Origin of the sequence: Quadrisphaera sp. GCM10027208 (genome assembly GCF_042658805.1) — a bacterium.
Lineage (GTDB): Bacteria > Actinomycetota > Actinomycetes > Actinomycetales > SCSIO-59966 > SCSIO-59966.
Window position 1 is genome coordinate 514,840 of sequence record NZ_JBHSRC010000001.1, and the last position, 24,515, is coordinate 539,354.

At 70.5% G+C, this 24,515-nt stretch carries 22 protein-coding genes; 7 read left to right on the forward strand and 15 right to left on the reverse strand.

Annotated features, from left to right (window positions below):
* Window positions 1-98: 98 nt before the first annotated feature.
* The gene (locus ACFP6A_RS02610) at window positions 99-557 is read left to right on the forward strand and encodes an Lrp/AsnC family transcriptional regulator (RefSeq protein ID WP_379601455.1); all 459 of its coding nucleotides are present in this window, start codon (window positions 99-101) and stop codon (window positions 555-557) included.
* Window positions 554-1,150, forward strand: coding sequence for a carboxymuconolactone decarboxylase family protein (locus ACFP6A_RS02615; protein WP_379601310.1), 597 nt, complete (start codon window positions 554-556; stop codon window positions 1,148-1,150). Before ACFP6A_RS02610 ends, ACFP6A_RS02615 begins: the two co-directional genes overlap by 4 nt.
* Before the next feature lies 1 nt (window position 1,151).
* Here the strand turns inward: ACFP6A_RS02615 and ACFP6A_RS02620 are convergent, their stop codons facing one another.
* Together ACFP6A_RS02620 and ACFP6A_RS02625 are read right to left on the reverse strand one after the other, a co-directional pair.
* Window positions 1,152-2,564: a GH1 family beta-glucosidase gene (locus tag ACFP6A_RS02620; protein WP_379601312.1), complete on the reverse strand. Its 1,413-nt coding sequence runs from the start codon at window positions 2,562-2,564 to the stop codon at window positions 1,152-1,154.
* Between the two features lie 41 nt (window positions 2,565-2,605).
* Window positions 2,606-2,842 carry a hypothetical protein gene (locus ACFP6A_RS02625; protein WP_379601314.1) on the reverse strand — a complete coding sequence of 79 codons (237 nt, stop codon included), beginning with the start codon at window positions 2,840-2,842 and terminating at the stop codon, window positions 2,606-2,608.
* A 91-nt stretch (window positions 2,843-2,933) separates the two neighbouring features.
* Between ACFP6A_RS02625 and ACFP6A_RS02630 the strand changes: the two genes are divergently transcribed.
* Together ACFP6A_RS02630 and ACFP6A_RS02635 are read left to right on the forward strand one after the other, a co-directional pair.
* On the forward strand, window positions 2,934-5,591 hold the full coding sequence (locus tag ACFP6A_RS02630) for an AMP-binding protein (protein ID WP_379601316.1): 2,658 nt from the start codon (window positions 2,934-2,936) through the stop codon (window positions 5,589-5,591).
* A 96-nt stretch (window positions 5,592-5,687) separates the two neighbouring features.
* The gene (locus ACFP6A_RS02635; protein ID WP_379601317.1) at window positions 5,688-6,437 is read left to right on the forward strand and encodes a hypothetical protein; all 750 of its coding nucleotides are present in this window, start codon (window positions 5,688-5,690) and stop codon (window positions 6,435-6,437) included.
* Between the two features lie 21 nt (window positions 6,438-6,458).
* On the opposite strand, the gene ACFP6A_RS02640 is transcribed toward ACFP6A_RS02635, so the two are convergent.
* From ACFP6A_RS02640 to ACFP6A_RS02650, 3 genes are all read right to left on the reverse strand, one after another.
* Entirely contained in the window at window positions 6,459-7,388 is a 930-nt protein-coding gene (locus ACFP6A_RS02640) for a dioxygenase (protein ID WP_379601318.1), read from the reverse strand.
* Window positions 7,389-7,506: 118 nt separating this feature from the next.
* On the reverse strand, window positions 7,507-8,088 hold the full coding sequence (locus ACFP6A_RS02645; protein ID WP_379601319.1) for an NADPH-dependent F420 reductase: 582 nt from the start codon (window positions 8,086-8,088) through the stop codon (window positions 7,507-7,509).
* Window positions 8,085-9,125, reverse strand: coding sequence for an LLM class flavin-dependent oxidoreductase (locus ACFP6A_RS02650; RefSeq protein ID WP_379601456.1), 1,041 nt, complete (start codon window positions 9,123-9,125; stop codon window positions 8,085-8,087). Before ACFP6A_RS02650 ends, ACFP6A_RS02645 begins: the two co-directional genes overlap by 4 nt.
* 48 nt (window positions 9,126-9,173) lie before the next feature.
* On the opposite strand from ACFP6A_RS02650, the gene ACFP6A_RS02655 reads away from it, so the two are divergent.
* Entirely contained in the window at window positions 9,174-9,527 is a 354-nt protein-coding gene (locus ACFP6A_RS02655; protein WP_379601321.1) for a winged helix-turn-helix transcriptional regulator, read from the forward strand.
* 262 nt (window positions 9,528-9,789) lie between these two features.
* Here the strand turns inward: ACFP6A_RS02655 and ACFP6A_RS02660 are convergent, their stop codons facing one another.
* The 7 genes from ACFP6A_RS02660 to ACFP6A_RS02690 all read right to left on the reverse strand — a co-directional run bounded on the left by ACFP6A_RS02660 (window position 9,790) and on the right by ACFP6A_RS02690 (window position 18,088).
* The gene (locus ACFP6A_RS02660; RefSeq protein WP_379601322.1) at window positions 9,790-10,524 is read right to left on the reverse strand and encodes a TSUP family transporter; all 735 of its coding nucleotides are present in this window, start codon (window positions 10,522-10,524) and stop codon (window positions 9,790-9,792) included.
* A 43-nt stretch (window positions 10,525-10,567) separates the two neighbouring features.
* Complete coding sequence (locus tag ACFP6A_RS02665) at window positions 10,568-12,418, reverse strand: sulfatase (protein WP_379601324.1); 1,851 nt, start codon at window positions 12,416-12,418, stop codon at window positions 10,568-10,570.
* Between the two features lie 31 nt (window positions 12,419-12,449).
* Window positions 12,450-13,751, reverse strand: a complete 1,302-nt coding sequence (locus ACFP6A_RS02670; RefSeq protein ID WP_379601325.1) for a sulfatase — start codon at window positions 13,749-13,751, stop codon at window positions 12,450-12,452.
* Between the two features lie 22 nt (window positions 13,752-13,773).
* Entirely contained in the window at window positions 13,774-14,616 is an 843-nt protein-coding gene (locus ACFP6A_RS02675; protein ID WP_379601327.1) for a carbohydrate ABC transporter permease, read from the reverse strand.
* Window positions 14,609-15,568, reverse strand: coding sequence for a carbohydrate ABC transporter permease (locus tag ACFP6A_RS02680; RefSeq protein WP_379601328.1), 960 nt, complete (start codon window positions 15,566-15,568; stop codon window positions 14,609-14,611). Before ACFP6A_RS02680 ends, ACFP6A_RS02675 begins: the two co-directional genes overlap by 8 nt.
* On the reverse strand, window positions 15,565-16,866 hold the full coding sequence (locus ACFP6A_RS02685; RefSeq protein WP_379601329.1) for an ABC transporter substrate-binding protein: 1,302 nt from the start codon (window positions 16,864-16,866) through the stop codon (window positions 15,565-15,567). The genes ACFP6A_RS02680 and ACFP6A_RS02685 overlap by 4 nt, the downstream gene beginning before the upstream one ends.
* Before the next feature lie 211 nt (window positions 16,867-17,077).
* The gene (locus ACFP6A_RS02690) at window positions 17,078-18,088 is read right to left on the reverse strand and encodes a LacI family DNA-binding transcriptional regulator (protein ID WP_379601331.1); all 1,011 of its coding nucleotides are present in this window, start codon (window positions 18,086-18,088) and stop codon (window positions 17,078-17,080) included.
* Window positions 18,089-18,310: 222 nt separating this feature from the next.
* On the opposite strand from ACFP6A_RS02690, the gene ACFP6A_RS02695 reads away from it, so the two are divergent.
* A complete protein-coding gene (locus ACFP6A_RS02695) occupies window positions 18,311-19,282 on the forward strand; it encodes a formylglycine-generating enzyme family protein (protein WP_379601332.1) in 972 nt (323 codons plus the stop codon).
* Window positions 19,283-19,358: 76 nt separating this feature from the next.
* On the opposite strand, the gene ACFP6A_RS02700 is transcribed toward ACFP6A_RS02695, so the two are convergent.
* From ACFP6A_RS02700 to ACFP6A_RS02710, 3 genes are all read right to left on the reverse strand, one after another.
* Window positions 19,359-19,658: a hypothetical protein gene (locus tag ACFP6A_RS02700; protein ID WP_379601334.1), complete on the reverse strand. Its 300-nt coding sequence runs from the start codon at window positions 19,656-19,658 to the stop codon at window positions 19,359-19,361.
* A 321-nt stretch (window positions 19,659-19,979) separates the two neighbouring features.
* The gene (locus ACFP6A_RS02705; RefSeq protein WP_379601335.1) at window positions 19,980-22,547 is read right to left on the reverse strand and encodes a cation-translocating P-type ATPase; all 2,568 of its coding nucleotides are present in this window, start codon (window positions 22,545-22,547) and stop codon (window positions 19,980-19,982) included.
* 119 nt (window positions 22,548-22,666) lie between these two features.
* Window positions 22,667-23,587, reverse strand: a complete 921-nt coding sequence (locus ACFP6A_RS02710) for an amidohydrolase family protein (RefSeq protein ID WP_379601337.1) — start codon at window positions 23,585-23,587, stop codon at window positions 22,667-22,669.
* Between the two features lie 78 nt (window positions 23,588-23,665).
* Between ACFP6A_RS02710 and ACFP6A_RS02715 the strand changes: the two genes are divergently transcribed.
* Complete coding sequence (locus ACFP6A_RS02715; RefSeq protein WP_379601338.1) at window positions 23,666-24,388, forward strand: DsbA family oxidoreductase; 723 nt, start codon at window positions 23,666-23,668, stop codon at window positions 24,386-24,388.
* Window positions 24,389-24,515: the final 127 nt, after the last annotated feature.

Below are 24,515 nucleotides of genomic sequence, written 5' to 3' on the forward strand. Positions count from 1 at the left end.
ACACTTGGCTCGTGAACGACGGAACCGGAGCACACGTGTCCCAGGTCACGCCCACTGCCGGGCCCACAGCGGGACGTTCGGCCCGCCCTCTCGACGAGGTGGACCGGCGGATCGTGGACCTGCTCGTCGAGGACGCCCGGACCTCGGTACGCCGAGTGGCCGAACAGGTGCACGTCTCGCGCACGAACGCCTACGCCCGGATCGAGCGGCTCGTGGCCGACGGCGTCATCACCGCGTTCCGGGCGCAGCTGAACCCGGAACGGGCGGGGTTCGGCACGTCGGCATACATCTCGATCGGCATCACCCAGAACACCTGGCGGGAGGTCTCGGCCGCCCTGCGGGAGATCCCGTTCGTCGTGCACGCCGCGCTGGTGGCCGGCGACCACGACGTTTTGGCCCTCGTGCGGGCGCCGGACAACGCCGCCCTGCGCGAGGTCGTCCTGGACCGGGTGCAGTCGGTTCCCGGCGTCCTGTCGACGCGCACCTGGCTGGTGTTCGAGGAGTTCGACATCCCCCGTCCCACGTGGACCCGCCCGCAGGCAGACTCGCGGGCATGACGACCTCGTCCAGGGACCAGCCCCGGTTGCCCCCGCTCACTCCGGACGTGCTCGACGACGAGCAGCGTGCCCTGTACGACCGGATCACCGGCGGTCCTCGCGGGGTGGCGCCGCAGGGCGGGGTGCCACTCGTGGGTCCCGACGGGCAGCTGTCCGGCCCGTTCGGGCCGATGCTGCTCAACCCCCCGATCGGGGACGCGCTGCAGGAGCTCGGTGCGACGCTGCGTTACCGGGGGCGGCTCCCCGACTCGGCGCGTGAGCTGGTCATCCTCTGCGTCGCGGCCCACCACGGCAGCGACGTCGAGTGGCGGGTGCACGAGCCGCTGGCCCTGGCCGCGGGCGTCGACCCAGCGGACGTCGAGACGGTCCGTGCCGGCGGCACCCCGACCCGGGGGGCGCCCGCGGACGTCGCCGCGGCGCGGACGGCGCTGGCCCTGATGACCCACGGCGACCTCGAGGACGACGAGTTCACGGCGGTGCGCGAGGTCATCGGCCCCGGCGGCGTGTTCGAGGTGACCGCGCTCGTCGGCTACTACACGCTGCTGTCGCTGCAGCTCCGGTTGTTCCGCCGGGACACCCGCGACCTCGGCTGAGTCAGCGAGCGTGACCGAGGTCTTCCCCCAGCGGGAGACGTCCGGTCCGAGCCACCTCGGCGTACGCCCGGGCACTGTCCTTCGGCGTCCGGGCCTGTGTGTCGTAGTCGACCCGCACGATCCCGAACCGCTTGGCGTACCCCTCGGCCCACTCGAAGTTGTCCAGCAGCGACCACGCGAAGTAGCCGCGCAGCGGGACCCCTTCGTCGAGTGCGTCAAGACAGGCGGCGAGGTGGTCGCGCAGGTAGGCGGCCCGCTGCGGGTCGTGCACCTGGCCGTCCGGGGAGACCTCGTCGTCCCAGGCGGACCCGTTCTCGGTGATGACGACCGGGGTGCCGGGGTACTCCCGGTGCAGCCGGCGCAGCAGCTCGGTCAGTCCCTCGGCCCGCACCTCCCAGCCCATCGCGGTCCGGGGCAGGCCGCGGTCGACGAGGACGGCGTCGGGGGCCGTCGGGTAGGCGGCGCCGGCAGGGACGCCGGGTCGGCCGCTGCCGGCCCCGGCGACCTGGAAACCGAAGTAGTAGTTCACGCCGAGGAAGTCCGTCGGCGCGCCGATCACGGCAAGATCGCCGTCCCGCACGACGTCCAGCGGCCCGAGCTTGGCGAGGTCGTCGAGCACGTCGGTCGGGTAGCGCCCGTGCAGCACCGGGTCGAGGAACAGTCGGTTCTGGGTGCCGTCGACGCGGCGGGCGGCCTCGACGTCGGCCGCGTCATCGCTGGCCGCGGTGACGTCGGAGAGGTTCAGGGTGATGCCGACCTGGGCGTCCGGCACGGCCGCGTGGACGACGGGGACGGCCAGGCCGTGGGCGAGCAGCAGGTGGTGAGCGGTCGGCAGCGCCAGCGCAGGGTCGGTGCTGCCGGGGGCGTGGACGCCGGCGACGTGCCCGAGCACGGAGGACACCCACGGCTCGTTGAGGGTGATCCAGTGGCGGACCCGGTCGCCGAGCGCGGCGGTGACGAGGTCGACGTACTCGGCGAACCGCTCGGCGGTCTGCCGGACCCGCCACCCGCCGGCGTCCTCGAGCGCCTGCGGCAGGTCCCAGTGGTACAGCGTCGTCCACGGCTCGACCCCGGCGGCCAGCAGCTCGTCGACGAGCCGGTCGTAGAACGCCAGACCTGCCGGGTTGGCCGGGCCCGACCCGTCGGGCTGCACCCGGGGCCACGCCACGGAGAACCGGTAGGCGCCCAGTCCCAGGTCACGTAGCAGGGCGACGTCCTCGCGGTAGCGGTGGTAGTGATCGCAGGCGACGTCGCCGGTGTCGCCGTTCGCCACCCGGCCCGGAGTGTGGCAGAACGTGTCCCAGATCGACGGGCCGCGGCCGTCCTCCTCGACGGCGCCCTCGACCTGGTAGGACGCCGTCGCGGCACCCCAGGTGAAGTCGGTGGGGAAGGTCCTCGCTGTCGGCTCGCTCACGCCCGGCACTCTAGGGCGGAGAGCCGACACGGCTCACCGGGTCAGGAGGCCGCGGAGTCGTCCGTGCGCAGCTGCAGTAGGTACAGGTCCGCCGTCTCGCCCTGGGCCGTGACCGCCTGCCCGGTCGGGACCGCCACGTACTCACCGAGCCGCAGTCCGTCGTCCCCGGCGTCGAGGCTCAGCAGCTCGGGGACCACCGGCGTGCCGAGCAGGACGCGCAGGTGCGGGGGCGGCGGCGGCGTCCGGCTGTCCAGACGCAGGACGATCTTCTCTGGCACGGCGGGGAGCGTAGTCCCGGTCTGCTGCCTGCGGTGACCGGCCGCCAGCACGCCTTGAAGGTAAGGCTATCCTTACTTTAGAGTGCTCCGGGTGTCGACGCCCCCCCGTGCCGCCGCGCCGGCCCTCCTGCTCCACCGCGTGCCGTTCGCAAGCGGCCTGGCACGCTTCGGCGACCGCCCGGCGCTGCTCACCCCGGACCGCGCCGTCGGCTACGCCGAGCTGGCGGACCTCGTCGGCACCACCCTGGCCGCCCTCGGGACCACCCGCCGCCTCGTCCTCGTCCCGGCCCGCAACGACGTGCCGACGGTCGTGGCCTACCTCGCCGCCCTCACCGGGGGCCACCCCGTCGTCCTCGTCCCGCACGACAAACCGGACGCCGTCACCTCACTGGCCGCGGCCTACGACCCGGACGTCGTCGTCGTCCCGGGCGAGGACGACCTGCCTCGTCTCGACGTCCGGCGCGAGGGCACGGCGCACCGGTTGCACCCGGACCTCGCCCTGCTGCTCAGCACGTCCGGGACCACCGGCTCCCCCAAGCTCGTCCGGCTCTCCGCCACCAACCTGCAGGCGAACGCCGAGTCGATCGTCGAGGCCCTCGGGATCCGCAGCACCGACGTCGCAGTCACGACACTGCCGCTGTCGTACTCCTACGGGCTGTCGGTGCTCAACAGCCACCTGGCCGTCGGCGCCAGCCTGCTGCTCACGGACCTGTCCGTGGTCGACCCGTGCTTCTGGCAGGCGTTCACCGCCCGGCGCGTGACGACCCTGCCCGGGGTCCCGCACACCTTCGAGCTGCTCGACCGTGCCGGCTTCGCCGACCGGGACCTGCCGTCGCTGCGGCTCGTCACCCAGGCCGGGGGACGGCTCGCCCCCGAGCGGGTGCGGCAGTTCGCCGAGCTCGGACGACGCCGCGGCTGGGACCTCGTCGTCATGTACGGGCAGACCGAGGCGACCGCGCGGATGGCGTGCCTGCCGGCGGACCTGGCAGCGCAGCGGCCGCAGACCATCGGCGTCCCGATTCCCGGCGGGACGTTCCACCTGCGTCCGCTGGCCCCGGACGCCGGGTCCGGCGCCGAACCCGGCCCTCGAGACCAGCAGGACCCCGCCGTCGGCGAGCTGGTCTACACCGGCCCCAACGTCATGCTCGGGTACGCCCACGGCCCGCACGACCTGGCGCTGGGCGCCACGGTGACCGAGCTGCGCACCGGGGACGTGGCCCGCCGGCACCCGGACGGGCTGTACGAGATCGTCGGCCGGCTGAGCCGGTTCGCCAAGCTCTTCGGGCTGCGGATCGACCTCGACCGGGTGGAGGACCTGTTCGCCGGCCTCGGGGTGCGCGCGGCCTGCGCGTCGACCGACGAGCGGATCGTCGCGGCCGTCGAGGGTGACCACCCGGACGTCGACCTGCTCGCCCGGACCGTCGCCGCGGAGCTGGGTCTGCCGGCCCGCTCGGTGGTGGCCCGCGCCGTCCGGGACCTGCCCCGGCTCGGGAACGGCAAGACGGACTACCGGGCGGTCGCGGCGCTGGCCGAGGCCTGCGAGGCGCCGGCCACGGACGCCACGTCTGCCCTCACGGACGCGCCGGAGACGGTCCGGAGCACCGAGGACCTGCGGCGGCTGTTCGGCGTCCTGCTGGACCGGGAGGACGTCGGGGACGACGACACGTTCGTCGGTCTCGGCGGGGACTCCCTGTCCTACGTCGAGACCTCCATCCGCCTCGAGCAGGTTCTCGGGCACCTTCCCGAGGGGTGGCACGTCACCCCGGTCCGGGACCTGGTGCCCCGGTCGGCGCGGACCACCGCAGCCCGCCGGCGCCGGCGGATCGCGACGGTGGAGACCAGTGTCGTCCTGCGCGCGGTGGCGATCGTGCTCATCGTGGCGACCCATGCGAAGCTGCTGGCCCTACCGGGTGGCGCGCACGTGCTGATGGCGGTGGCGGGGTTCAACTTCGCCCGGTTCCAGCTCGGCGGGGGCGACGTGCTGGCCCGGCTGCGCCGGCACCTGGGCAGCATCGCCCGCGTCGTCGTGCCGTCGGTCGCCTTCATCGCCGTCGCCGCCCTCGTCACCGACCGGTACACGCTCGCGAACGTGCTGCTGCTCAACGCCATCGTGGGTCCGCCGACGTGGACGGAGCAGTGGCACTTCTGGTTCATCGAGGTCCTCGTCTACGTCCTCGTCGCCGTCGCCGCGCTGCTCGCCCTGCCTCCGGTGGCGAGGCTGGAACGACGGCACCCGCTCGTCGTCCCGGCGCTCCTGTTCGGCGTCGGGTTGCTGGTCCGCTACGACGTCGTCGACCCGGGTGTGCCGCACACCATGCCGGTGCTGTGGCTGTTCGCCCTGGGCTGGTTCGTCGCCCGCTCCCGGACGACGTGGCACCGACTGGCCTCCTCCGCTGCGGCGGTCGTGACCGTCCCCGGGTTCTTCGGCGACCCGCAGCGCGAGCTGCTCGTCCTCGGCGGGGTGCTCCTGCTGGCCTGGGTCCCGGCACTTCCGGTGCTGCCGGGGCTCAACCGGGTCGCGGGCCTGCTCGCCGCGGCGTCCTTGTACATCTACCTGACCCACTGGCTGGTCTACCCGGCGCTGGACCACCTGCACCCGGCCGTCGGGGTCGTCGCGTCGCTGCTGGCCGGGATCGCGTACTGGGCGGTCGCGGACCGTCCGGTGCACCGCTGGCGGGCGATCCGGGCCCGGCTCCGGCTCCGGCGGGGCGGCGCCGGCCCCACGTCAAGCCCGCACGACGTGGGGTGACGCAGTCTCGGCCCCACGTCAAGCCCGCACGACGTGGGGTGCAGGTAGGCGTGGGTCACCGCGCGCCGTGCCGGGGCGCGGGCGAGGATCGTCCGCGTGTCGATCACCGCCTCCCTCGTCGGCGCCCTCGTCGCGACGGCCGTGCTCGCCGCACTGCACCTGTCAGCCCCGCACCTGAGGCGCCTGCCGCTGGTGCCGGAGCGCCGGACGGCGTCCTTCGCCGGCGGGATCGCAGTGTCCTACGTCTTCCTGCACCTGCTCCCGGAGATCGCGGCGGGCAACGAGGCCATCGGGGAGGCGCTCCACGACGTCATCGAACCGACCCCGCTGCTGGAGCTCGCGGTGTTCGGCGTCGCGCTGACCGGGTTCACCGTGTTCTACGGGCTGGAGCGACTCGCCGCCCGGACGGCGCACGAACCCGGCGCCGGGGTGTACTGGGTGCACCTCGGGGCGTTCATGGTCTACAACGGGCTCATCACCTACACGATGGCCCTGAGAATCCGCACCGGGCTCGGCTTCGCCGTCCTGTTCACCGTCGCGATGGGTCTGCACTTCGTGCTCACCGACCGGGGCCTGTCGGAGGACTACCCGCGGCGGTTCCGGCACAGCGGCCGGCTACTGCTCACCGGCGCGCTGGTCGCCGGCTGGGTGGCGTCGGTGCTGCTGGCGCCGACGAGCACGCTCGTGGTGTCCCTGCTCACCGCTCTCCTCGGGGGCGCGGTGCTGCTCAACGTGGTCAAGGAGGAGGTCCCCTCGGAGCGCCGCGGCAGCTTCGGCTGGTTCGCGGCCGGACTGGTCATCTACGGCGTCCTGCTCGTGGCCGTCACCGTTCTCGGCGGCGAGTGAGACGGCGAGTGAGACGCTGTGTCACGCCGCCTGGAAGGACCGGCGGGACAGGCCGAGGCCGTAGCCGTCGAGGGTCGTCGTGACCGGTGCCGACGGGTCGGTGGCCGCGCCCAGCGCCACGAACAGCGGGATGAAGTGCTCGACCGTCGGGTGGGCGTAGGGCATCCCCGGCGCCGCGGTCCGGTAGCGGGCCAGCTCGTCAACAGCGCCGCGAGCCAGGGCGTCGGCCGCCCACGCGTCGAAGTCGGCGGACCACCCCGGGACGACCTTCCCGGTGAACACCTCCCTGGTCAGGAACGGCAGCCCGTGGGTCATGTGGCCAGACCCGACCACGAGGACGCCCTGCTCGCGCAGCGGGCGCAGTCGCCGACCGAGCGCCAGCAGCTCGTCCGGGTCGTCGGTGGGCAGGCTGAGCTGCAGGACCGGGACGTCGGCCTCCGGGTACATGATCTTCAACGGCACCCAGGCGCCGTGGTCGAGACCGCGGCTGGTGTGCTCGTGGACGTCGTGACCGTCCGGCAGCAGGGCCCGCACCTGGCGGCTCAGCCCGGCGGCGTCCGGGGTGTCGTACCGGAACGCGTAGTACATCGGCTCGAACCCGCCGAAGTCGTAGACGAGCCCCGCCGGCCGGGGCGCGCTGAGCGCCAGGGGAGCTGACTCCCAGTGCGCCGACACGATGAGGACGGCGCGGGGCCGGGGCAGCGAGCGCGCCCAGGCCAGCAGCGGGTCGAGCCAGGCCGGGTCGGCGAACGGCATCGGCCCGCCGCCGTGGGAGAGGAAGAGGCTGGGCAGCGGCCCGTCCTCGGGCGTCCACCGGCGGTGCGGCCGCTGCGCGTCGAGCTCGGCGACCCGCCGCAGGTGCTGGGCGAACGGGTGCGAGGCGGGGATGCGGGCGTCGGCGAGTGCGGTACGGCTGGACGCGTTACCACTAGACGCGTTCTCACTGGACATGGCGGTCCTCCGGCTCGGTGGTCCCCCAACCTGGATGCTCATGATAGTTGACGGCTCAACAATCGTGAAGGGTCCATGACGAGACCGACTGACGCCAGCACACCAGGTCGCGACGGGGTCAGGAGGCCTTTGACTCGCTCTGATACCCGAACCGCTCGCCGCCAGGTTCGAGGAGGGACCCGTCCGCGAGAGAGCCGATGACCGTCGGGGCCAGGCCGATCGTCCTCAGGAAGCTCGCGACGGTGCGGGCCGCGTCGGCGGAGTCCGTGGCGACGTCCATGTCCTGAGGCCGCTCTGGGCTCTCGTCGAGGTCGTGGTAGCCGATCTGGTTGAGGGTCTTCACCCAGACGAGCGCGGGGTGGTTCGCGGCGATGGCCTCACTGGTGCTGAGCCCGTCCAGGTCCGGGCGCGGCCCGTCGACGGGCTCCCAGTGGTTGGTCGGGTCGATGACGATGGTGCCTGGCCGCAGGGGCAGGTCGAGGGTGAGGGCAGTCGAGAACGGAACGGCGAGGATCGCCAGGTCGACGGCGTCCCACTCGGTGACAGGGGCGGCAGTGGCACCGGGAACCATGACCTCGATGACGAGATCTGTCCCGACGGCTCCTGGCCGCCCCGCGATCAGCACTTCATGCCCGGCGGCGACGGCTCGGCGGGCGACGGCTGTGCCGAGCTTGCCGGCCCCGATGATCCCAATCCTCATGAAGCGGGCACCTCCTCGTCGGCAGCGGCGTCGGCGGCAGTCTCCCGCCGGATCACCGGAAGCACCTCGGTGAGGTACAGCTCGAGACTTTGCTCAGTCAGAGCCTCGGTCATGCCGGGATCGAACTGTCCGACGAACCGGTCGGCGCCGAGCACCTCACGGTGGGACAAGATGCCCTCGATGACCTGCTGCGGGCTGCCGACCAGCAAACCGGAGGTGATCCACTGGTCGTAGACGGTCCGGGGCATCCCACCGCGGAAGCTGGGATGCACGGACAGGTACTGGGAGTAGTGCGGGAAGAACTCGTCGCGTGCTCCCTGGGAGGTGCGGCCGACGAAGACGTGGCCGCCGGTCGCCAGTCGCAGCGTCGCCGGGTCATGGCCGGCCTGCTCACCCGCCCGGCGGTACAGCTCGACCAGGCGAATGCCACTGTGCGGGCCGGCGAACAAGGACAGGAACATGGGCTGACCGAGGAGGCCGGCGCGGACGGCGCTCTGCGGAGTCCCGCCCACGCCGATCCAGATCGGCAGTCGCTCCTGCACTGGGCGGGGCCCGATGTGCACGTCGCGCAGGGGCGCCCGGTGCTGGCCGTGCCACGGCCGGGTGGGGTCGTCCCGGAGCTGGATGAGCAGGCGCACCTTCTCGTCGAAGAGAGATTCGTAGTCCCGCATGTCGTACCCGAACAGCGGGTAGGACTCGGGGAACGCGCCCCTACCGACGGTGATCTCGGCGCGGCCGTGCGAGAGGTTGTCGAGGGTGCCGAACTGCTCCATGAGGCGAACCGGGTCGGCCGTCGACACCACGACGACGGACGTCGTCAGTCGGATCCGGGTCGTCGTGGCCGCAACCGCCGCGAGCACCACTTCCGGGGCGGAGACGACGTAGTCGGGCCGGTGGTGCTCTCCGACCGCAAAGACGTCCAGTCCGGCTGCGTCAGCGAGTCGAGCGTGGCGGACGAGCGCGTCGAGTCGCCTCTGTGGTGCATGAGGGTCGTCCGGGTCGAGGATGTCGCCGAAGGAGTAGATGCCGAGCTCCATGTGCGCCACGTTAGTATGCTCGGGATACTGGTTACCAAGGAGATACCCATGGCGGCCATGGTGGAAGACCCGTGCCCGTTCGCGCCGATGGCGGAGATCGTGTTCGGCAAGTGGACGGCGCACGTCCTGTGGGTGCTGGGCGAGCACGGCCGGCTGCGCTTCAGTGAGTTGCGCGCTCTGCTGCCCGGCGTGACACCCAAGGTCCTCACCGAGCGGCTGCGCCGTCTGGAACGCGATGGGCTGGTGACGCGCACGTACCATGCGGAGGTGCCGCCGAGGGTGGAGTACGAGGCGACCGAGCTGGCCGACACGCTGGTGCCCATCTTCCGCCAGCTCACCGACTGGAACAGCAAGCACCTCCACGAAGTGCATGCGGCTCAGCTGCGTTACGACCGGGCGTGACCTGCGTCCCAACCTCGTCCCGGCCCACGTTGGAGGCGCCCACGGTCGGCTCGGCGGTGAGCGTCGGGTGCCGGCACAGCACCCCGACGAGTGGCTCCGGCCCGGTGAGTCCGCCAGGCACTGGACCGCTGCGGGGATGGACGACGACCGGGACGCCGGGCTCGCGGAAGAAGGTCACGGACGGCGCACACTCCGGCGTCCTGAGGCCCGTCCGGCGGCGACCTTCGGGCACGCTGCAACGACACGGCTGCCCGACGACCGGCTACCCGATGAGGGTTCGCGCGCCGTCGACCACTGCCAGCAGACCGCCGGCACCGGCGAGCAGCACCACCACGTTGCGGGCGAGCGCTGGGGACGGTACGACCCGTTCACCGAGGACGAGGCCCACCACCATGGCTGTCGCCAGACAGGCCCACACCGGGAGGCTGAGTCCTGGCCAGGTGCGGGGATCGGCGAGGAGTCGCCCGGTGATGGTGATGACGCCCAGGAGAGCGAAGTACGGCTGCATCGTCGCGGCGAAGTCCTTCGCCTCCCAGCGTGTGAGGATGGCGAGCACGGCCATGGCGGACCCTCCCACGCCTGCGAGCGCACCCATCAGACCCGACGCGGTCCCCGCCACCGCCGTGACCGTGGTAGTCCGGGCGACCGACGTCGTGCGGACGACGAGGACGGACGTGCCGACAGCGAGCATGATCACTGCTCCGGCGGCGATCTGGGCTGCCGCCACGGAAAGGGCTCGAGTGATGACCACACCGAGCAGAACGCCGACCGCGGCGGACGGCAGCAGCCCACCGACTGCCGGCCAGTGAATGTCCTGCCGGACCCGCACCATCACGAGGACGGCCGAGACGATACCCAGAGCGTTCACCAGGACCACTCCGGGGCCGGGGCCAAGGGCTAGGACGGCGAAGGGGGCCACGAGCATGGCGAACCCGATCCCAGTGAGTCGCTGGACGGCGGAGGCGACGAGCACAGCGATGACGAGGAGCGCTGTCACGAGGTGGGTCTCGCGTCAACCAGCTCAGCGCCGCGTCGGTGGGTCAGGACCATGTCGGGCGTGTGCGGTCGCTCAGCTGCTCCGCCGGGTCTGCGTCCCGGTTGATTGCCTCGGCGGGAGGCAGCTCGGCCAACTCCGCAGCGATCGTGCGCAGGACGTCCCACGGCAGCACTCCGATCAGGCTGGTGGCCGCCCGGTACAGCGAGATCTCGCCGCAGACCCGACCGAAGGGGCCGACCGCGACCGGTTTGCAGTGACGACGCAGGACGTCAGCGGACGGCGGGTGGGCGAGCAGGTCCTTGACCCGAGTGCGGACCCCGAAGGGAGAGTCCGGGAACTCGTCGACCGGCGGCGCTCCTCTCCGCGACGCCTGCACCTGGTCATGCTGGTCGGCGCACAGGAGGTGGTCGTCAGCAACCGGGCCGACCTTGGGCAGGCCGAGACGTTCGTACTGACTTTCCGGCGCCTCGCTCTCGCGGAGCAACTGCACCAGCGCCGTAGCCATCCGGCGTTCGATCTCGTCGTCGACGAGCGGATGCTGTTGCCGGGGATCATCGTCCAGGTCGAAGAGCAGTGTCCCGAAGGCGTAGGGGTCGTTGAAGACGTGGCCCTCGGTGCGCAGTACAGGCACGTTCTTGGTGAAGGAGAACCCCTGGTGGAGGCTCGCGCTGGCCAGCTCGTCGTGGCTGAAGAAGCCGCGCATGTGGGTGGGCATGAGCGTGTGCTCGTACAGGGGGCGGTTTCCCGGTTCCCGGCAGGCGCGCATGTACACGTACCGGCCGTCGGTGACGGAGACATGGCCGCCGAAGGCTCCGAAGAGGGCGTACTCGCGCACGGGTCGGCCGGCTTCGATCACTTCGCGCAGGGGGACGCCCTGCATCGCGGGCGTCCGGTCGACGCCGAAGAACTCCAGCAACGTGGGACCGAGGTCGATCGTCTGGACCAGCTCGTCACGACGCTCACCGCGCACGCCGGTACGGGGGTCCCACACGAACAACGGCGTGTGGATCGTCTCGTCGTACCAGGGCTGCACGCTCTTGCCCCACCAGCCCTGCTCACCCAGCAGGAACCCGTGATCGGTACAGACGACGAGCAGCGTGTCGTCCCACAGCTCGAGCTCGTCCATCGCGTCCAGCACTCGCCCCAGGGAGGCGTCGCACATGGAGACGAGCGCCGCGTAGTGTCGCCGGACGTTTGCCTGCACGTCCTCACTCTCGGTGACCTGCGCGTAGTCGGGCCAGTCGTACTCGGGCACGGATGTGTCGTTTCCGCCGTACATCGCCAGGAAGGAGGGATCGCTGAAGAACGGCTCGTGCGGGTCGAACGTCTCGATCTGCACGAACCAGTCCTGCTCGCTGGCGTTGTCGCGGACGAACTCCAGGCCGGCGTCGAAGGTGCGGGTCTGGGGATGGTCCGGCACCCCGTTCAGGTACAGGCGGTTGACCCGGTCCTGTCGCCAGGTGCCGCTTCGGTTGACCCGCAGGCTGTCGGGGACGGGAGGGTCCGCGACGCGCCCCTTCCACGGGTCGCCCTGCTGGCCACGGATCAGCGAGCACGTGCCGTACCGCGTGTGGTACGTGGCGCCGCCGTCCTCCCAGTAGTGCATGTGGTCGGTCGCCAGGTGAGTCGTGACGCCCGCGTCGCCCAGCAGTGCAGGGACGGAGTCGTCGAACGGCTCCAGCGGGCCCCAGCCACGATGAAGAAAGTTGTACCTGCCGGTGTGCAGCTCTCTGCGAGCCGGCATGCACGGCATGCTCCCGGCGTAGGCGTTCTCGAAGCGAACGCTGCTGCGAGCCAGCCGCTCGAAGTTCGGAGCGGCGATCCCGCAGTCGGGGTGGTACGGCGGCAGGTACCGGCGGTTGAGGCTGTCGAACATGACGACGATGGCGCGCACAGGGACGTCACCTTCCTGCAGCAGTTGCGGCTTACGCGTTGGGCGCGGCTCGGGGATTCAGTGGGGGTTCCGGCGGCGGAACGGCACCGGACAGCACGGGGTCGTCGCTTCGCTGGAGGTGCTCCACGAGCCGAGCTGCCATCTCCTGGCGAAGGGTCGCGCACTGTGGGTCCTCGGCGCGGTTGTCCAGCTCCCACGGGTCGCTCTCCAGAAGGTAGAGCTCCTCCTCCGGTCGTGGGGCCAGGTGCGCGTCCCCCATGCCCTTTCTCGTCTCGCTCTCCTCGAGATCCTGCGCCAGCGGCAGGCGCGGGCCGGCCACGAAGTTGCGGATGTACTTGGTCGACTCGGTTCGGACAGCCCGAATGGGGTCGTAGCGGTCGTGGTAGGTCTTCTCGAGGAAGAGCTCCCGGCTGCGTTCACCCTCAGAGCCGCCCCTGATCCGGTCGAGGATGCTGACACCTTCGAGGTCGTCCGGCGCTTCCACCCCCGCCAGCTCGATCAGTGTCGGGGTGATGTCGAGGTGGCTCACGAGACCCGCGTGACGCCCTGGAGGGATGCCCCAGGCCGGAGGTGGACTCACGATCAGCGCGACCTTGACGCCGGCGTCGTACAACGTGCTCTTGGCCCGCGGGAACGGCACCCCGTGATCCGTCGTGAAGATGATCAGGGTGTTGTCCCCGTCAGGCCCGGACCGCAGAGTGCGCACGATCCTGCCGACGGCCTCGTCCATCTGCCGGATGGCCCCGTAGAACGCGCTGATGTCGCGCCGGCTGTGCTCGTTGTCCGGCAGGTAGGGAGGCACGGTCACTGACGCCGGATCGACCGGCTCGTAGTCCTCGGCCGGCCACGGTCGGTGAACCTCCCACAGGCCGATCACGGCGAAGTAGGGCTGGTCGGCACCCGGCTTGCTGCCGTCCATCCACCGCTGGGTGAGCCGTGCGACCTCCAGGGCGCGGGGCAGGAAGCCCAGCCCGTGGACCTCGTCATAGCCGAGCACGCGAGCGTCCAGGTCCTCGTGCTGCAGGCCCAGCAGGGTCGTGCGGTAGCCGGCCTTCGACAGGAGCTCCGGCAGGGTGACGACGCCGCTGCGGTACCGCCAGCCCTGATGGGCGAGCCCCATGAGCCCGTTGGAGTGCGGCAAGCGGCCGGTGAACAGCGAGGCGCGCGCCGGCGTGCACAGCGGGGCCGTGGCGAAGGCCTTGTCGAACACGATCGCGTTGTCGGCGAACTCCTGAAGGTGAGGACTGGGCACCCCGTCCCACCCGTAGCAGCTGAGCCAGTCGCCAAGGTCGTGGCAGTGGATCAGGGCGACGTTCGGCAGCGGGTTCGTCATGAACTCTCCTGGCTAGTGGTGGTCAGCCCTTGACCGCGCCGCGTGTCAGCCCGGCGACGATCTGGCGGTTCGCGATGACTGCGAGAAGGATGATGGGGATGGCGGTGACGGCACCGACCGCAGCCATGGGCCCGAACTTGATCTCCTGCGGCTGAATCAGTGTGGCGATGCCCACGGTGATCGGGGCCTCCCGCCCGCCTGCGGTGAACACAAGACCGAAGAGGAACTCGTTCCAGACCTGAATGGCGGTGAACACCGCCACGGACGCAACTCCGGGCGCCGCCAGAGGGAGCATGATCTTGCGAAAGGTCATGAACTCGCTGGCACCGTCGATCGCGGCCGACTCCCGCAGCTCGCCGGGCAACGTGTCGAAGTAGAACTTGATCAGGATGACGGCGAACGGCAGGTTGAACACGATGTTCAGCAGGATCAGGCCGGTGAGCGTGCCGTTCAGGTTGATGGTCTGCAGGGTCGCGAACAACCCCGGGACCAGTGTCATCGGCGGGATCACCTGGAGCAGACCGGCGCCCGCGAGAACGAGCGCGACTGTCCGCCGAGACCAGTGCAGCTGGCTGAGGCTGTAGGCGGCGAAGGCCGCGATGACCAGCGTGACTGAGGTTGAGACCACCACCAGGATGACGCTGTTGAGGACCTGCGCGCCGTACACCTCGCGCGGGCCGAACACCTCCTCGAAGTTGGCCAGCGAGAAGTCGAAGGTCCAGCCCGGCGAGACGATCGCCCGAGGGCGCTGAAAGGCGATGAGCAGCAGCCACAGGATCGGGACAACGGTCCAGACGAGCGCAGCCCCGAGGAGAATGCGCACGAGCCACGAGCCATGACGGTTGTGCACGGTCTGATCAGGCATGACGGACACCTCGAACCACGCGGCGGACCAGGAGCACGGCGAGCAGCGTCACGAGGACGAGGACGACCACGGTGACACTGAGCGCGGAGCCGAACCCGTACTGGAAGGACTCGAAGAACACCGACCTGAGGTAGATGCTGATCACGGTCGTCGCGGTGCCCGGACCCCCGAAGGTCAGCAGGTACATCTCGTCGAACACCTTCACTCCCATCAGCACGCGAATGGCCACCGCGCCGAGGATCGCCGGCGTGAGCAGCGGCAGGACGATGTAGCGAACGGTGGCGAGGTAGCTCGCCCCGTCGATGCTCGCCGCCTCGAGCACGGAGGAGTCCAGAGAACGCAGCGCGGTGTAGATGAGCAGGAAGACGATGGGCGTCCAGTGCCAGACGTCGACGACGATGACGCTGGCCATCGCACCGACAGGCTCGCCCAGCCAGGTCTGCGGGGACGCGCCGACCGACGTCAGGATCTTGTTCAGCAGGCCGACCTGCGGGCTGAGAATCAGCAGCCACGCGACACTGATCACGACCGGCGCGACGATGGCGGGCCACAGGAGCACGTTCTGGATCAGCCTCTGACCGCGGACCAGACGGTCCGCGGCAAGGGCCAGCGCCACGCCCAGCACGACCGTGATCAGGACTGTGAAGAAGATGAAGACGAGCGAGTTCCACAGCGAGACCCGGAAGGTCTCGTCCTCGAGCATCCGCTGGTAGTTGGCCAGGCCCGTGAAGTCCCACACGAGGTCCCCTGCGGAGAGCCGCACGTCACCGAAGGACATCCAGACCATCTGCCCGATGGGGAAACCCACGAGCAGAACCAGGACGAGGATCAGCGGGAGCAGCGACAGGACCTTGAAGGCCGAGAGGCGTCGGCGGTCCCGACCGCCGCCGGCGCGCCCGGCACCGCGCGAGCCGACGGCCGTCGGGACCACACTGGTCGGCGTCGCCGTCATGAACCGAAGCCGGCTTCCTCCACCACCCGGGTCAAACCGTCTTGGATCCGGGTGACGGCTTCGTCCAACGACACTGTGCCCGCGAGGTACTCACCGATGGTCGGGTCCGTGACCTCGAGCATGAGCGGTGTGAACGTGTATCGCAGTCCGCCGCGAATCATGTCGGCGGAGTCGATGATGACCTGCAGCTCGGGGCGGTCGCTGTCGACGTCCGTCCGCGTCGTGATGCCTCCCGCGTCCGCCCACGCCTGCATCGTCTCCTGGCTGGTGAGCCAGGTGATGAAGTCGTAGGCAGCCTGGGTGCGCTCCTCAGGTAGTCCGGTGGGGATGCCGACCGTCCACGTGCCACTGACCGGCGTCTGACCGGGGAGGACGGCGTAACCGATCTGCCCTGCCACGGTGGAGGCGCCTTCGTCCTCCAGGGGCGCCGCAACCGCTGACACGAGCGTTGCCTGGAGGACGGACCCGCCCTGCATGAGCGAGGTCGCCTCCGCCTGGGCGACGGTCTGCGGTGCGTCCGGCCCGATCTCGGCCAGCGCCTTGAACTGCTCCAGCGCCGCCCGAAACTCGGGCGTGTCCGCCTGAGGCGTCCAGTCACCGTCCTGCTCGCCAGCGAACCAACGCCCACCGTGGGAGAAGAGCACTGCGCTGAAGTCGTAGGTCGGCGTCTTGCCACGCAGCACGTACCCGTGCTCGACACCGCCGGCCAGGCCTGCCTCTCCGTTGGCGATGACCTCGTCCCAAGTCGTCGGTACCTCGAGGCCGAGCTCGTCGTACAGGTCCGCCCGGTACATGAACTCATGAATGTTGCCGTTGATCGGCAACGCGTACGGCACGCCGTCCACCGACGTGGTCCGGTTCTCGGCGTCCCACCGACCGACGCCGTCGAACTCGATGAGATTGGGGTCCCACGCGAAGTCCGGGTCGACCTCTGGCAGCGGCTGGACCCACTGGTTGTCGTAGAACTGACCGACCCACTGCTCGTTGAGCTGGAACACGTCGAAGGCGTTCGACCCGTTCTGGGCCGCGTTTGCCTGCTGCGTGAGGAGACCGTCGAAGGGGAAGGTCCGCATAGTGACCCTCACCCCCGTCTCCTCCTCGTAGAGGTCCGCCATCTCCTCATAGCTAGCCAGCCACGGGGTCTCGGCGGTAGCGATCACGATCTCGTCGACGGCGACGCCGTCACCGTCGCCGTCAGACTCGGCTGCGCCGTCCGAGCCGCAAGCCGACAGGGCTACGAGGGCACCCAGCCCGACCGCAGCGGCTGGTGCAACCCGCGCGAAAGGTCGACGTGTCATGTGACTCTCCTTGGATCGATCTAACCGTCAGTGGATACAGCCGGTGTCAGTGACTCGCTCAGCGGCTTCCCGGACGTCGCGGCGGGCCCTGAGGTGATGCTCATCACCTTGGATCGATCCGAACGCTAGGTGGCGACCATGGAGCCTGTCAACGACTTCGGCCGAGTCTCGTCCAGCGAGCGCTCGCTGGCCCAGGTCCTCTCCGCGGGGGCTACGCGTGGGCGCCGCAGGACTCCCGGAGCTGCAGTGTGGGCGTGAAGACGGCGGTTCGTGCGCTCGCCGAGCGACCGGGACGCTCAATCCGTTCAAGGAGCAGCGCGGCGGCCGTACGACCCATCTCGTCACTGGAGACGGAGATCGAGGTGACGGACGGCGACCACGACCGAGCGTGCTCGACGTCGTCGTAGCCGATGACTCGGACCTGTTCTCCCACTGACCAGCCGGCATCCCGTAGGGCGCGCATGGCTCCGAAGGCGATGGCGTCGCTGTGGCACGCGAGTCCCTCCGGTGGCGGGCCGGACTGCAGCAGCGCTCGTGCCGCCTCATAACCGGCCGAGCTGGAGGTCTCGGTGCCTTGCGACCACTCCTCGGCGAACGTCACGCCGGCCGTGAGAACTGTGTCGGCGAAGGCGTCGTGCCGAGTGGCGCGTGCGTACGTGTCCAGCGGGCCGCCGAAGTAGGCCAGTGACTGGCAGCCGTGGTCGAGCAGGTGCTCGGCCGCCAGCTGTCCCCCTCGACGGTCGTCCGAACCGACCCAGTCACCCTCAGCTGCCCCGGCAATTCTTCGGGTGAGCAGGACGTGAGGCACGCCGTAGTGATCCAGCGGTTGAAGGACGTCAGGACCCGAGCCGATTGCTGGAACGATGAGCAGACCGTCGACCCGGTACTCCAGGAGAGTCTCCAGCACAGCGATCTGCCGCTCAGGGCTCTCGAGTGTGTTGGCGAGCAGGACGGTGAAACCTGACGGGCTCAGCTGCTCCTCGACCGCCTGAACGAGTGCGGCGAAGAACGGGTTCGCAAGACCCGGGATCAGCAAGCCGATCGTGTGACTCTTCCGGGTCCGCAGGGCGGCGGCACGCCGGTCGTACACGTACCCGAGCTCCTTCGCGGCGGTGAGGACCGCCGCCTTCGTCGCGGCCGCCACGAGTGGGCTGTCCTGGAAGACGAGTGACGCCGTGGACCGCGAGAAGCCTGCGTGGCGCGCTACGTCCGCGAGGGTCACCCGTCGCGGCGTCCGTGTCGTGTCCAAGGCCGTGTCGCCTCTCCGAGGCCGGGCGCTTCTTGACGAGCCTGCCCGCTTGGACCGATCCTACGACGGCACGCAGGCGGAGCTCGTAGTGCTCGAGCGCCTCAGAGAGGTTGGTTCCCTGCCCGACAGGTCCGCCCATCACCGCGAGTGCGGCCAGGAGCTGGCCGGTGGACACACGCAGAGGGGACGTGAGCCTTGACCCATGGAGAGGGTCGTGCGCCCGCCGCCTGCTGCGCCCCGTCACGGTCGCACGAGACGCTCACGGCACCGCGTCGGAGCGGCCAGCGGCCGACCGGCGACGGTGTGATCCATGCGATCGAGCAGGTGACGGTCCCTGGCGGCGCATTCTTGATGGGCGACCACCACGGTGACGGGATCGCGTCCGACGGAGAGCGACCGGTTCACCGCGTCGAGCTCGAGGCGTTCTCCATCGACGCCACCAGCGTGACGAACGAGGCGTTCTCTTATTTCGTCGAGGACACCGGCTACGTCACCGAGGCCGAGCAGTTCGGGTACTCAGCGGTGTTCCATCTGGCGCTGGCAGCTGACCCTGACGACATCGTCGGACGCCCACCAGCTACTCCGTGGTGGTTGGGCGTCCGGGGTGCAAGCTGGCGGCACCCCGAGGGGCGCCGGTCCGGCACCGAGGGGCGCGAGGACCACCCTGTCGTCCACGTCAGCTGGAACGATGCACAGGCATACTGCGCGTGGGCCAACCGGCGACTCCCGACCGAGGCCGAGTGGGAGTACGCGTCCCGGGGAGGGCTCGAAGGAGCCCGCTACCCGTGGGGAAACGACCTGGCACCGCCACACGGAAATGAATGGCGATGCAATATCTGGCAGGGGCGGTTCCCGGTGCTGAACACCCAGGAAGACGGTTTCCTCACCACTGCACCGGTTCGCACCTACGCGCCGAACGGGTTCGGCTTGTGGCAGACGGTCGGCAACGTGTGGGAGTGGTGCAGCGACTGGTTCTCTCCGAGGTACTTCGAGAACTCGCCCACCGTAGCGCCTCAGGGCCCTGACAGGGGAACCGCGCGGGTCATGCGCGGCGGCTCGTTCCTCTGTCACGACTCGTACTGCAACCGGTACCGGAACGCCGCGCGTTCCTCCAACACTCCGGACTCCTCCATGGCCAACGGGGGCTTCCGTACCGTCGGGGCGTAGGCAGGGCCTGGCGCGGTGGAGACCAGCCGGCCATGTCGGTGCTGCGTCGAAAAATCGTCCGCCAGCTGCGGCCTCGTCACGGTCCGCGCCGTTCCCGCACTGAACGACCGTCACCGTCGTGCGCGTAGCTGATGTCAATGTCAGGAAGCTGGTTCTGCAACTCGTAGGCCAGGTTCAGGCCCTCACGAATCCAGGCGTCCTCCACCTCGGGACTCTCCCACTCAAAGTCCGTCGCGGCGAGGTTATCAAACTGCTCATTCCACCCTCGGAGACGACTGACGAGTTGCGGTGTGACACCGAGGTCGGTGAGTCGTACAGGCCCGCCGTGACCCGTCGGCCTCGCCCACACCGGATCCTCCACGCCGTACTCGGCCATGACCAGGAGAGCACTCGGGCGAGCGTCAGCCTCGCCGGCGAGGCGGTTCGGAGGAGCGCCACACGGACGGTCAGCGCTCCCCTCAACCTCGCTGGGCCGATCAGCCACCGCCAACCTTCCTCCTCCGGTCCAGTATCGCCCTGCCTCGGTTCGTCCCCATCGCCGGCACCAGAGCCCGCAGGGCCCCCACCCGTCGTCCGAGTACGACGACTGCGGGACCGGGACGTCGAAAAGGGTCTCGCCCCCGGACCCATCGGCGCAGGCCGACCCAGCGCCCCAGGCGAGGCGGGGCTCGGCCGGTGGGTCGACGCGACTGCCGGATCAGCGTCGGTGATGGTGGCGTCGCTTGTCGAGTGCGTCCGCGGCGAGGACAGCACCAACCGACAGGACGGCGATCACCCAGCCGGCGAGCGGTGGTACCGCGTGCCCGAGCTCGTTGGCAACGGGCTCGACGAACAGCACGAGCAGCGAGAAGGCGAGCCCAAGGCAGATGGCGGGGAGCAGGAGCCGGTTGGTCGTCCACCCGAGGGCGCCGGGCCAGTGGATGAAGCTCCGGCAGGCGAACGCATTGGCCGTCTGGGCCAGCACGACGGTCATGAACGCGGCCCCTGAGGCCGCAGCAGCCGTCGCGCCGCCGGGGAACGGCTCGCCGGGCCGCCATCCGGCGGCGGCGAAGGACACCACGAACGCCGTCATCGACATCGCCGCTTCGGTGGGGCCGAGGACACCGAAGGCGCGGCGGGCGACGGCCCGGTTGAGCAGCGGGCCCGACACCGGTGGCTGCTCGAGCACCCCTCTGGCGGGGGGTTCGGCGCCGAGCGCGACTGCTGAGAGGGTGTCGGTGCCGAGGTCGAGGGCGAGGATCTGCAGGACGCCGAGGGCGAGGGGGAAGTGTCCGCCCGACAGAGCCCAGACGAGGAAGGGGACGAGCTCAGCGACGTTGTCGGTGAGGTGATAGGTGAGAAACCGGCGCACGTTGACGAACGTCGTCCGCCCCTGCTCGATGCCGGCAACGATGGTGGCGAAGTGGTCGTCGAGGAGCACCAGGTCGGCGGCCTCGCGGGCCACGTCCGTGCCCGAGGCGCCCATCGCGATCCCGATGTCGGCCTCGTGCAAGGCGGGGCCGTCGTTGACCCCGTCGCCTGTCATGGCCACCACGTGGCCGCGGGCCCGCAGAGCTCGAGCGATGCGGAGCTTGTCCTCGGGCGACACCCTGGCCACGACGAGGCCGTCCCGGTCGAGGAGTGCGCCGAGCACCTGATCGTCGGCGGGCAGGTCATCGCCGGACAGAACCGGGTCGTCAGGCCGGCGCAGGCCCACTTGGGTGGCGATAGCGGCAGCAGTCGCCGGGTGGTCGCCAGTGATCATGGCCACCTTGATCCGGGCACGGCGGCAGGTCTCGATCGCCTCGGCGACATCGGGGCGGGGCGGGTCCTCCATCGCCACCAGGCCCATCAGCGAGAGACCGGCTTCGGCGTCCTCCGCGGAGCTCGGCGCCGAACCGGCCGTCGCCTTGCCGGCAACCGCGAGAACCCGCAGCCCCTTGTCGGTGAGCGCAGTCAGCGCCTGCGCCGCGCCCTCGACGTCCGAGCAGAGGGGCAGGACCGTGTCGGGCGCGCCCTTGACGAGCACCTCGTCGTCGATGACGATCGACATGCGCCGGCGGCGAGGGTCGAACGGGAACCGGACACTCGGCCGGTGGCTGGTCCGGTCGTCGTCCGTGTCGAGGCCCAGGCGACGGGCGAAGGCGTCGAGTGCTGCCTCCATGGGATCGCCGTGGGGGGCCCAACCGCCGTCGACCGGGTGCACGTACCCAGCCGAACAGCGCGCCGCGGACAGGGCCAGCACCTCGAGACCGTGGCGGGCACCGGGGTTGGAGAGCACCACTGTCGCAGTGGGCTCGTAGCCCGGCGTGTCGATCACAGCCGTGCCCCCCGGCGTCCACGCCTCGACCACCGTCATCTGGTTGCGGGTGAGTGTGCCGGTCTTGTCCGTGCAGATGAATGTGGTCGAACCCAGCGTCTCCACTGCCTCCAGCTCGCGCACGAGCACCTGGCGCTTGGCCATCTGCTCGGCGCCCCACGCCAGCGACAACGTGACGGTCGGCAGCAGGGCCTCGGGGACCAGGGCCACGGTCACCCCGATGGCCAAGACGAGTCCGTCCGAAGCCGAGTCGCCCAGGACGAGCGCGAGCACGAAGAAGCCGCCACCGACGGCCACGGCGATTGACGCTATCGCCCGCACCACCCGGTGCAGCTCCCGGGCCAGGGGGCTCGGCGGACTCGGCGTCTGCACGGTGAGACGAGCGATGCCCGCCAGGCGCGTCGATACCCCGGTGGCGGTCACTACCGCGTCGGACTCGCCCTCCACCACGAAGCAGCCGGCGTACAGCGTCCCTTCGTCAACCGGTGACGGCTCGCTCTCGCCGGTGAGGGAGGAGGTGTCGACGAGCAGGTTGCGGGCCACCACCACGGTGGCATCAGCGGGCACCCGGTCCCCGGGCCCCAGGGCCAGCACGTCGCCGACCACGACCTCTCCCGCGTCAATCTCCTGCAGGCGGCCGTCCCGCCTGACCGTCACCCGACGAGGCAGCAGTTCCCGCAACCGCTCCGCGGCCCGGTCAGCCCGGCTCTCCTGGACGAACGCGAAGACCGCGTTCACCACGATGACCAGGAAGATCGCCACCCCGAGCTGCGGCAGACCAGCGGCGAACGCCAGCGCCCCAGCCGCCCACAGCATCACCGCGAAGAAGTGGACGAGCTGGCCGGCAAAGCGGCGCACCGTGCTCGTCCGGCGGGGCGCAGGCATCCGGTTCGGGCCGTCACGAGCAAGCCGAGCCGCCGCCTCAGTCGAGGAGAGGCCGGACTGGAGGTCGATGCCGTCGCCCATCCGCGCCATCGTGCGGTGTGGTCACGGGCGCAGACCAGAGGCCGAAGGCACGGATCCCTGTGGTCGACGACGAGCCGCCGACTGCCCTGCCCTGGGACTTGAGCGTACGCCCGGTCCCACTACCTCACGGCTGACGCCCCTATCAGTCTGAATCCGTTGTGCCAGAGCACGTCTCGCAGCCAGTCGTCTCCCATCTCGAGGCGCTCGAGCGCCTCCAGCTGGTGTACGTACGGGTAGGGGAGGTTCGGGAAGTCCGACCCGAGCACGACCCGGTCCTGCAGGTCGGCGAGCCGGGGCAGCAGCGCGCGCGGGAACGGCGCCGTCTCCTCGAAGAAGTCGGTGAACACCATCGTGGTGTCCAGGTGGACGCGCGGGTACCGCTCGGCAAGCTCGATGAAGCCCTCGTACTCCGGCGCCCCCATGTGGGCGACGACGGCGGTCAGCGTCGGGTGCCGGCGCAGCACCCCGGCGAGTGGCTCCGGTCCGGTGAGTCCCGCGCGAGGCACTGGACCGCTGCCGGCATGGATGACGACCGGGACGCCGACCTCCGCGAGGACGCCCCACACGGCGTCCAGCACCTCGTCGCGCAGGTCGAACCCCCCGACCTGGACGTGCACCTTGAAGACGGCGGCCCTGCGGTCGAGCGCCGAGCGCACGTAGTCCAGCACGCCGGGCTCGGGGAAGAAGGTCGCGGACGGCGCGCACTCCGGCGTCCGATCGGCGAACTCCAGCGCCCACTCGGTGAGGTCGACCGCCATCCCGGGCCGGTGAGCGTACGGCAGCGCGGTGAAGTGCCGGACTCCCAGCGCGCGCAGGTGCGCCACCCGGTCTGCCTCGCTCCAGCGGTAGGTGATCGGCCACGCCCGGCCGATAAGCGGTCCCGTCTCGTCGAAGTGCGCCCACACGCGGCGCAGCATCCGCGGCGGCAGGAAGTGGGTGTGGACGTCGGCCAGCCCCGGGATGCCGAGACGCTGCCAGCGGGCAGTGACCTCGGCGTCCTCGGCTGGCGGGACGGCGGCCTCGACCTGAAGCTCGCTCACGTCGGGAGAGCCTAGCCGCGGGACCGAGGTATACCACCGAGCCGGAATGGCCCGGTGCGGCCGGCGGTTGCGCAGGACATGAAGATCGATATCTGGTCCGACGTCGTCTGCCCGTTCTGCTACATCGGCAAGCGTCGCCTCGAACAGGCACTGGAGTCGTTCCCGCACAGGGACGAGGTCGAAATCGTGTGGCACAGCTTCCAGCTCGACCCGACCGCCCCCGCCACGAGCACCGAGACCACCACCGAGCACCTGTCGCGCAAGTACGGCACGGACCTGGAGCAGGCCCGCCAGATGAACGCGCGTATCGAGCGGATGGCCGCAGAGGTGGGTCTGGAGTACCACCTGGAGGAGGCCCGGCTGGGCAACACCTTCGACGCCCACCGGCTGATCCACCTGGCCGCCACGCAGGGGCTGGCCGGTGCGGCGCACGAGCGGTTCATGCGCGGGTACTTCACCGAGCGCGAGCAGATCGGTGACCACGACACGCTCGTCCGGCTGGCCACCGACGTGGGCCTGGAGGAGGCCCGGGTGCGCGAGGTGCTCGCCGGGGACGAGTTCGCCGACGCGGTGCACCAGGACGTCGCCCGGGCCCAGGCGTACGGCGCCACGGGCGTCCCGTTCTTCGTCCTCGCCGAGGCGGTGGGCGTCTCCGGGGCCCAGCCCGTCGAGGTATTCAGCCAGGCGCTGGACCAGGCGTGGGCCAAGGCCAACCCCTTGCAGATGGTCAGCGCCGGAGCGACCACCGGCACCGGACGGCAGGACGGGGACGGCTGCCAGGACGGCTCCTGCTCGGTCTGACCCGCACACCCACTCACCACGTCTGCGCACTGGGGAGGGTTTGCGCCGCCGTGGGGCCACTACCGTCCCCCGGCCGCCTCGATGACTACCAAGGCATCCCACGGGAGCTCTCGCCGCACTCGTCGGG

Bases quoted from the DNA above. Each gene is read 5' to 3' on its own strand.
- ACFP6A_RS02615 (WP_379601310.1), top strand. From the start codon at position 554: ATGACGACCTCGTCCAGGGACCAGCCCCGGTTGCCCCCGCTCACTCCG.
- ACFP6A_RS02640 (WP_379601318.1), bottom strand. From the start codon at position 7,388: ATGTCCAGTGAGAACGCGTCTAGTGGTAACGCGTCCAGCCGTACCGCA.
- ACFP6A_RS02645 (WP_379601319.1), bottom strand. From the start codon at position 8,088: ATGAGGATTGGGATCATCGGGGCCGGCAAGCTCGGCACAGCCGTCGCC.
- ACFP6A_RS02650 (WP_379601456.1), bottom strand. From the start codon at position 9,125: ATGGAGCTCGGCATCTACTCCTTCGGCGACATCCTCGACCCGGACGAC.
- ACFP6A_RS02655 (WP_379601321.1), top strand. From the start codon at position 9,174: ATGGCGGCCATGGTGGAAGACCCGTGCCCGTTCGCGCCGATGGCGGAG.
- ACFP6A_RS02670 (WP_379601325.1), bottom strand. From the start codon at position 13,751: ATGACGAACCCGCTGCCGAACGTCGCCCTGATCCACTGCCACGACCTT.
- ACFP6A_RS02675 (WP_379601327.1), bottom strand. From the start codon at position 14,616: ATGCCTGATCAGACCGTGCACAACCGTCATGGCTCGTGGCTCGTGCGC.
- ACFP6A_RS02680 (WP_379601328.1), bottom strand. From the start codon at position 15,568: ATGACGGCGACGCCGACCAGTGTGGTCCCGACGGCCGTCGGCTCGCGC.
- ACFP6A_RS02685 (WP_379601329.1), bottom strand. From the start codon at position 16,866: ATGACACGTCGACCTTTCGCGCGGGTTGCACCAGCCGCTGCGGTCGGG.
- ACFP6A_RS02700 (WP_379601334.1), bottom strand. From the start codon at position 19,658: ATGGCCGAGTACGGCGTGGAGGATCCGGTGTGGGCGAGGCCGACGGGT.
- ACFP6A_RS02705 (WP_379601335.1), bottom strand. From the start codon at position 22,547: ATGGGCGACGGCATCGACCTCCAGTCCGGCCTCTCCTCGACTGAGGCG.
- ACFP6A_RS02715 (WP_379601338.1), top strand. From the start codon at position 23,666: ATGAAGATCGATATCTGGTCCGACGTCGTCTGCCCGTTCTGCTACATC.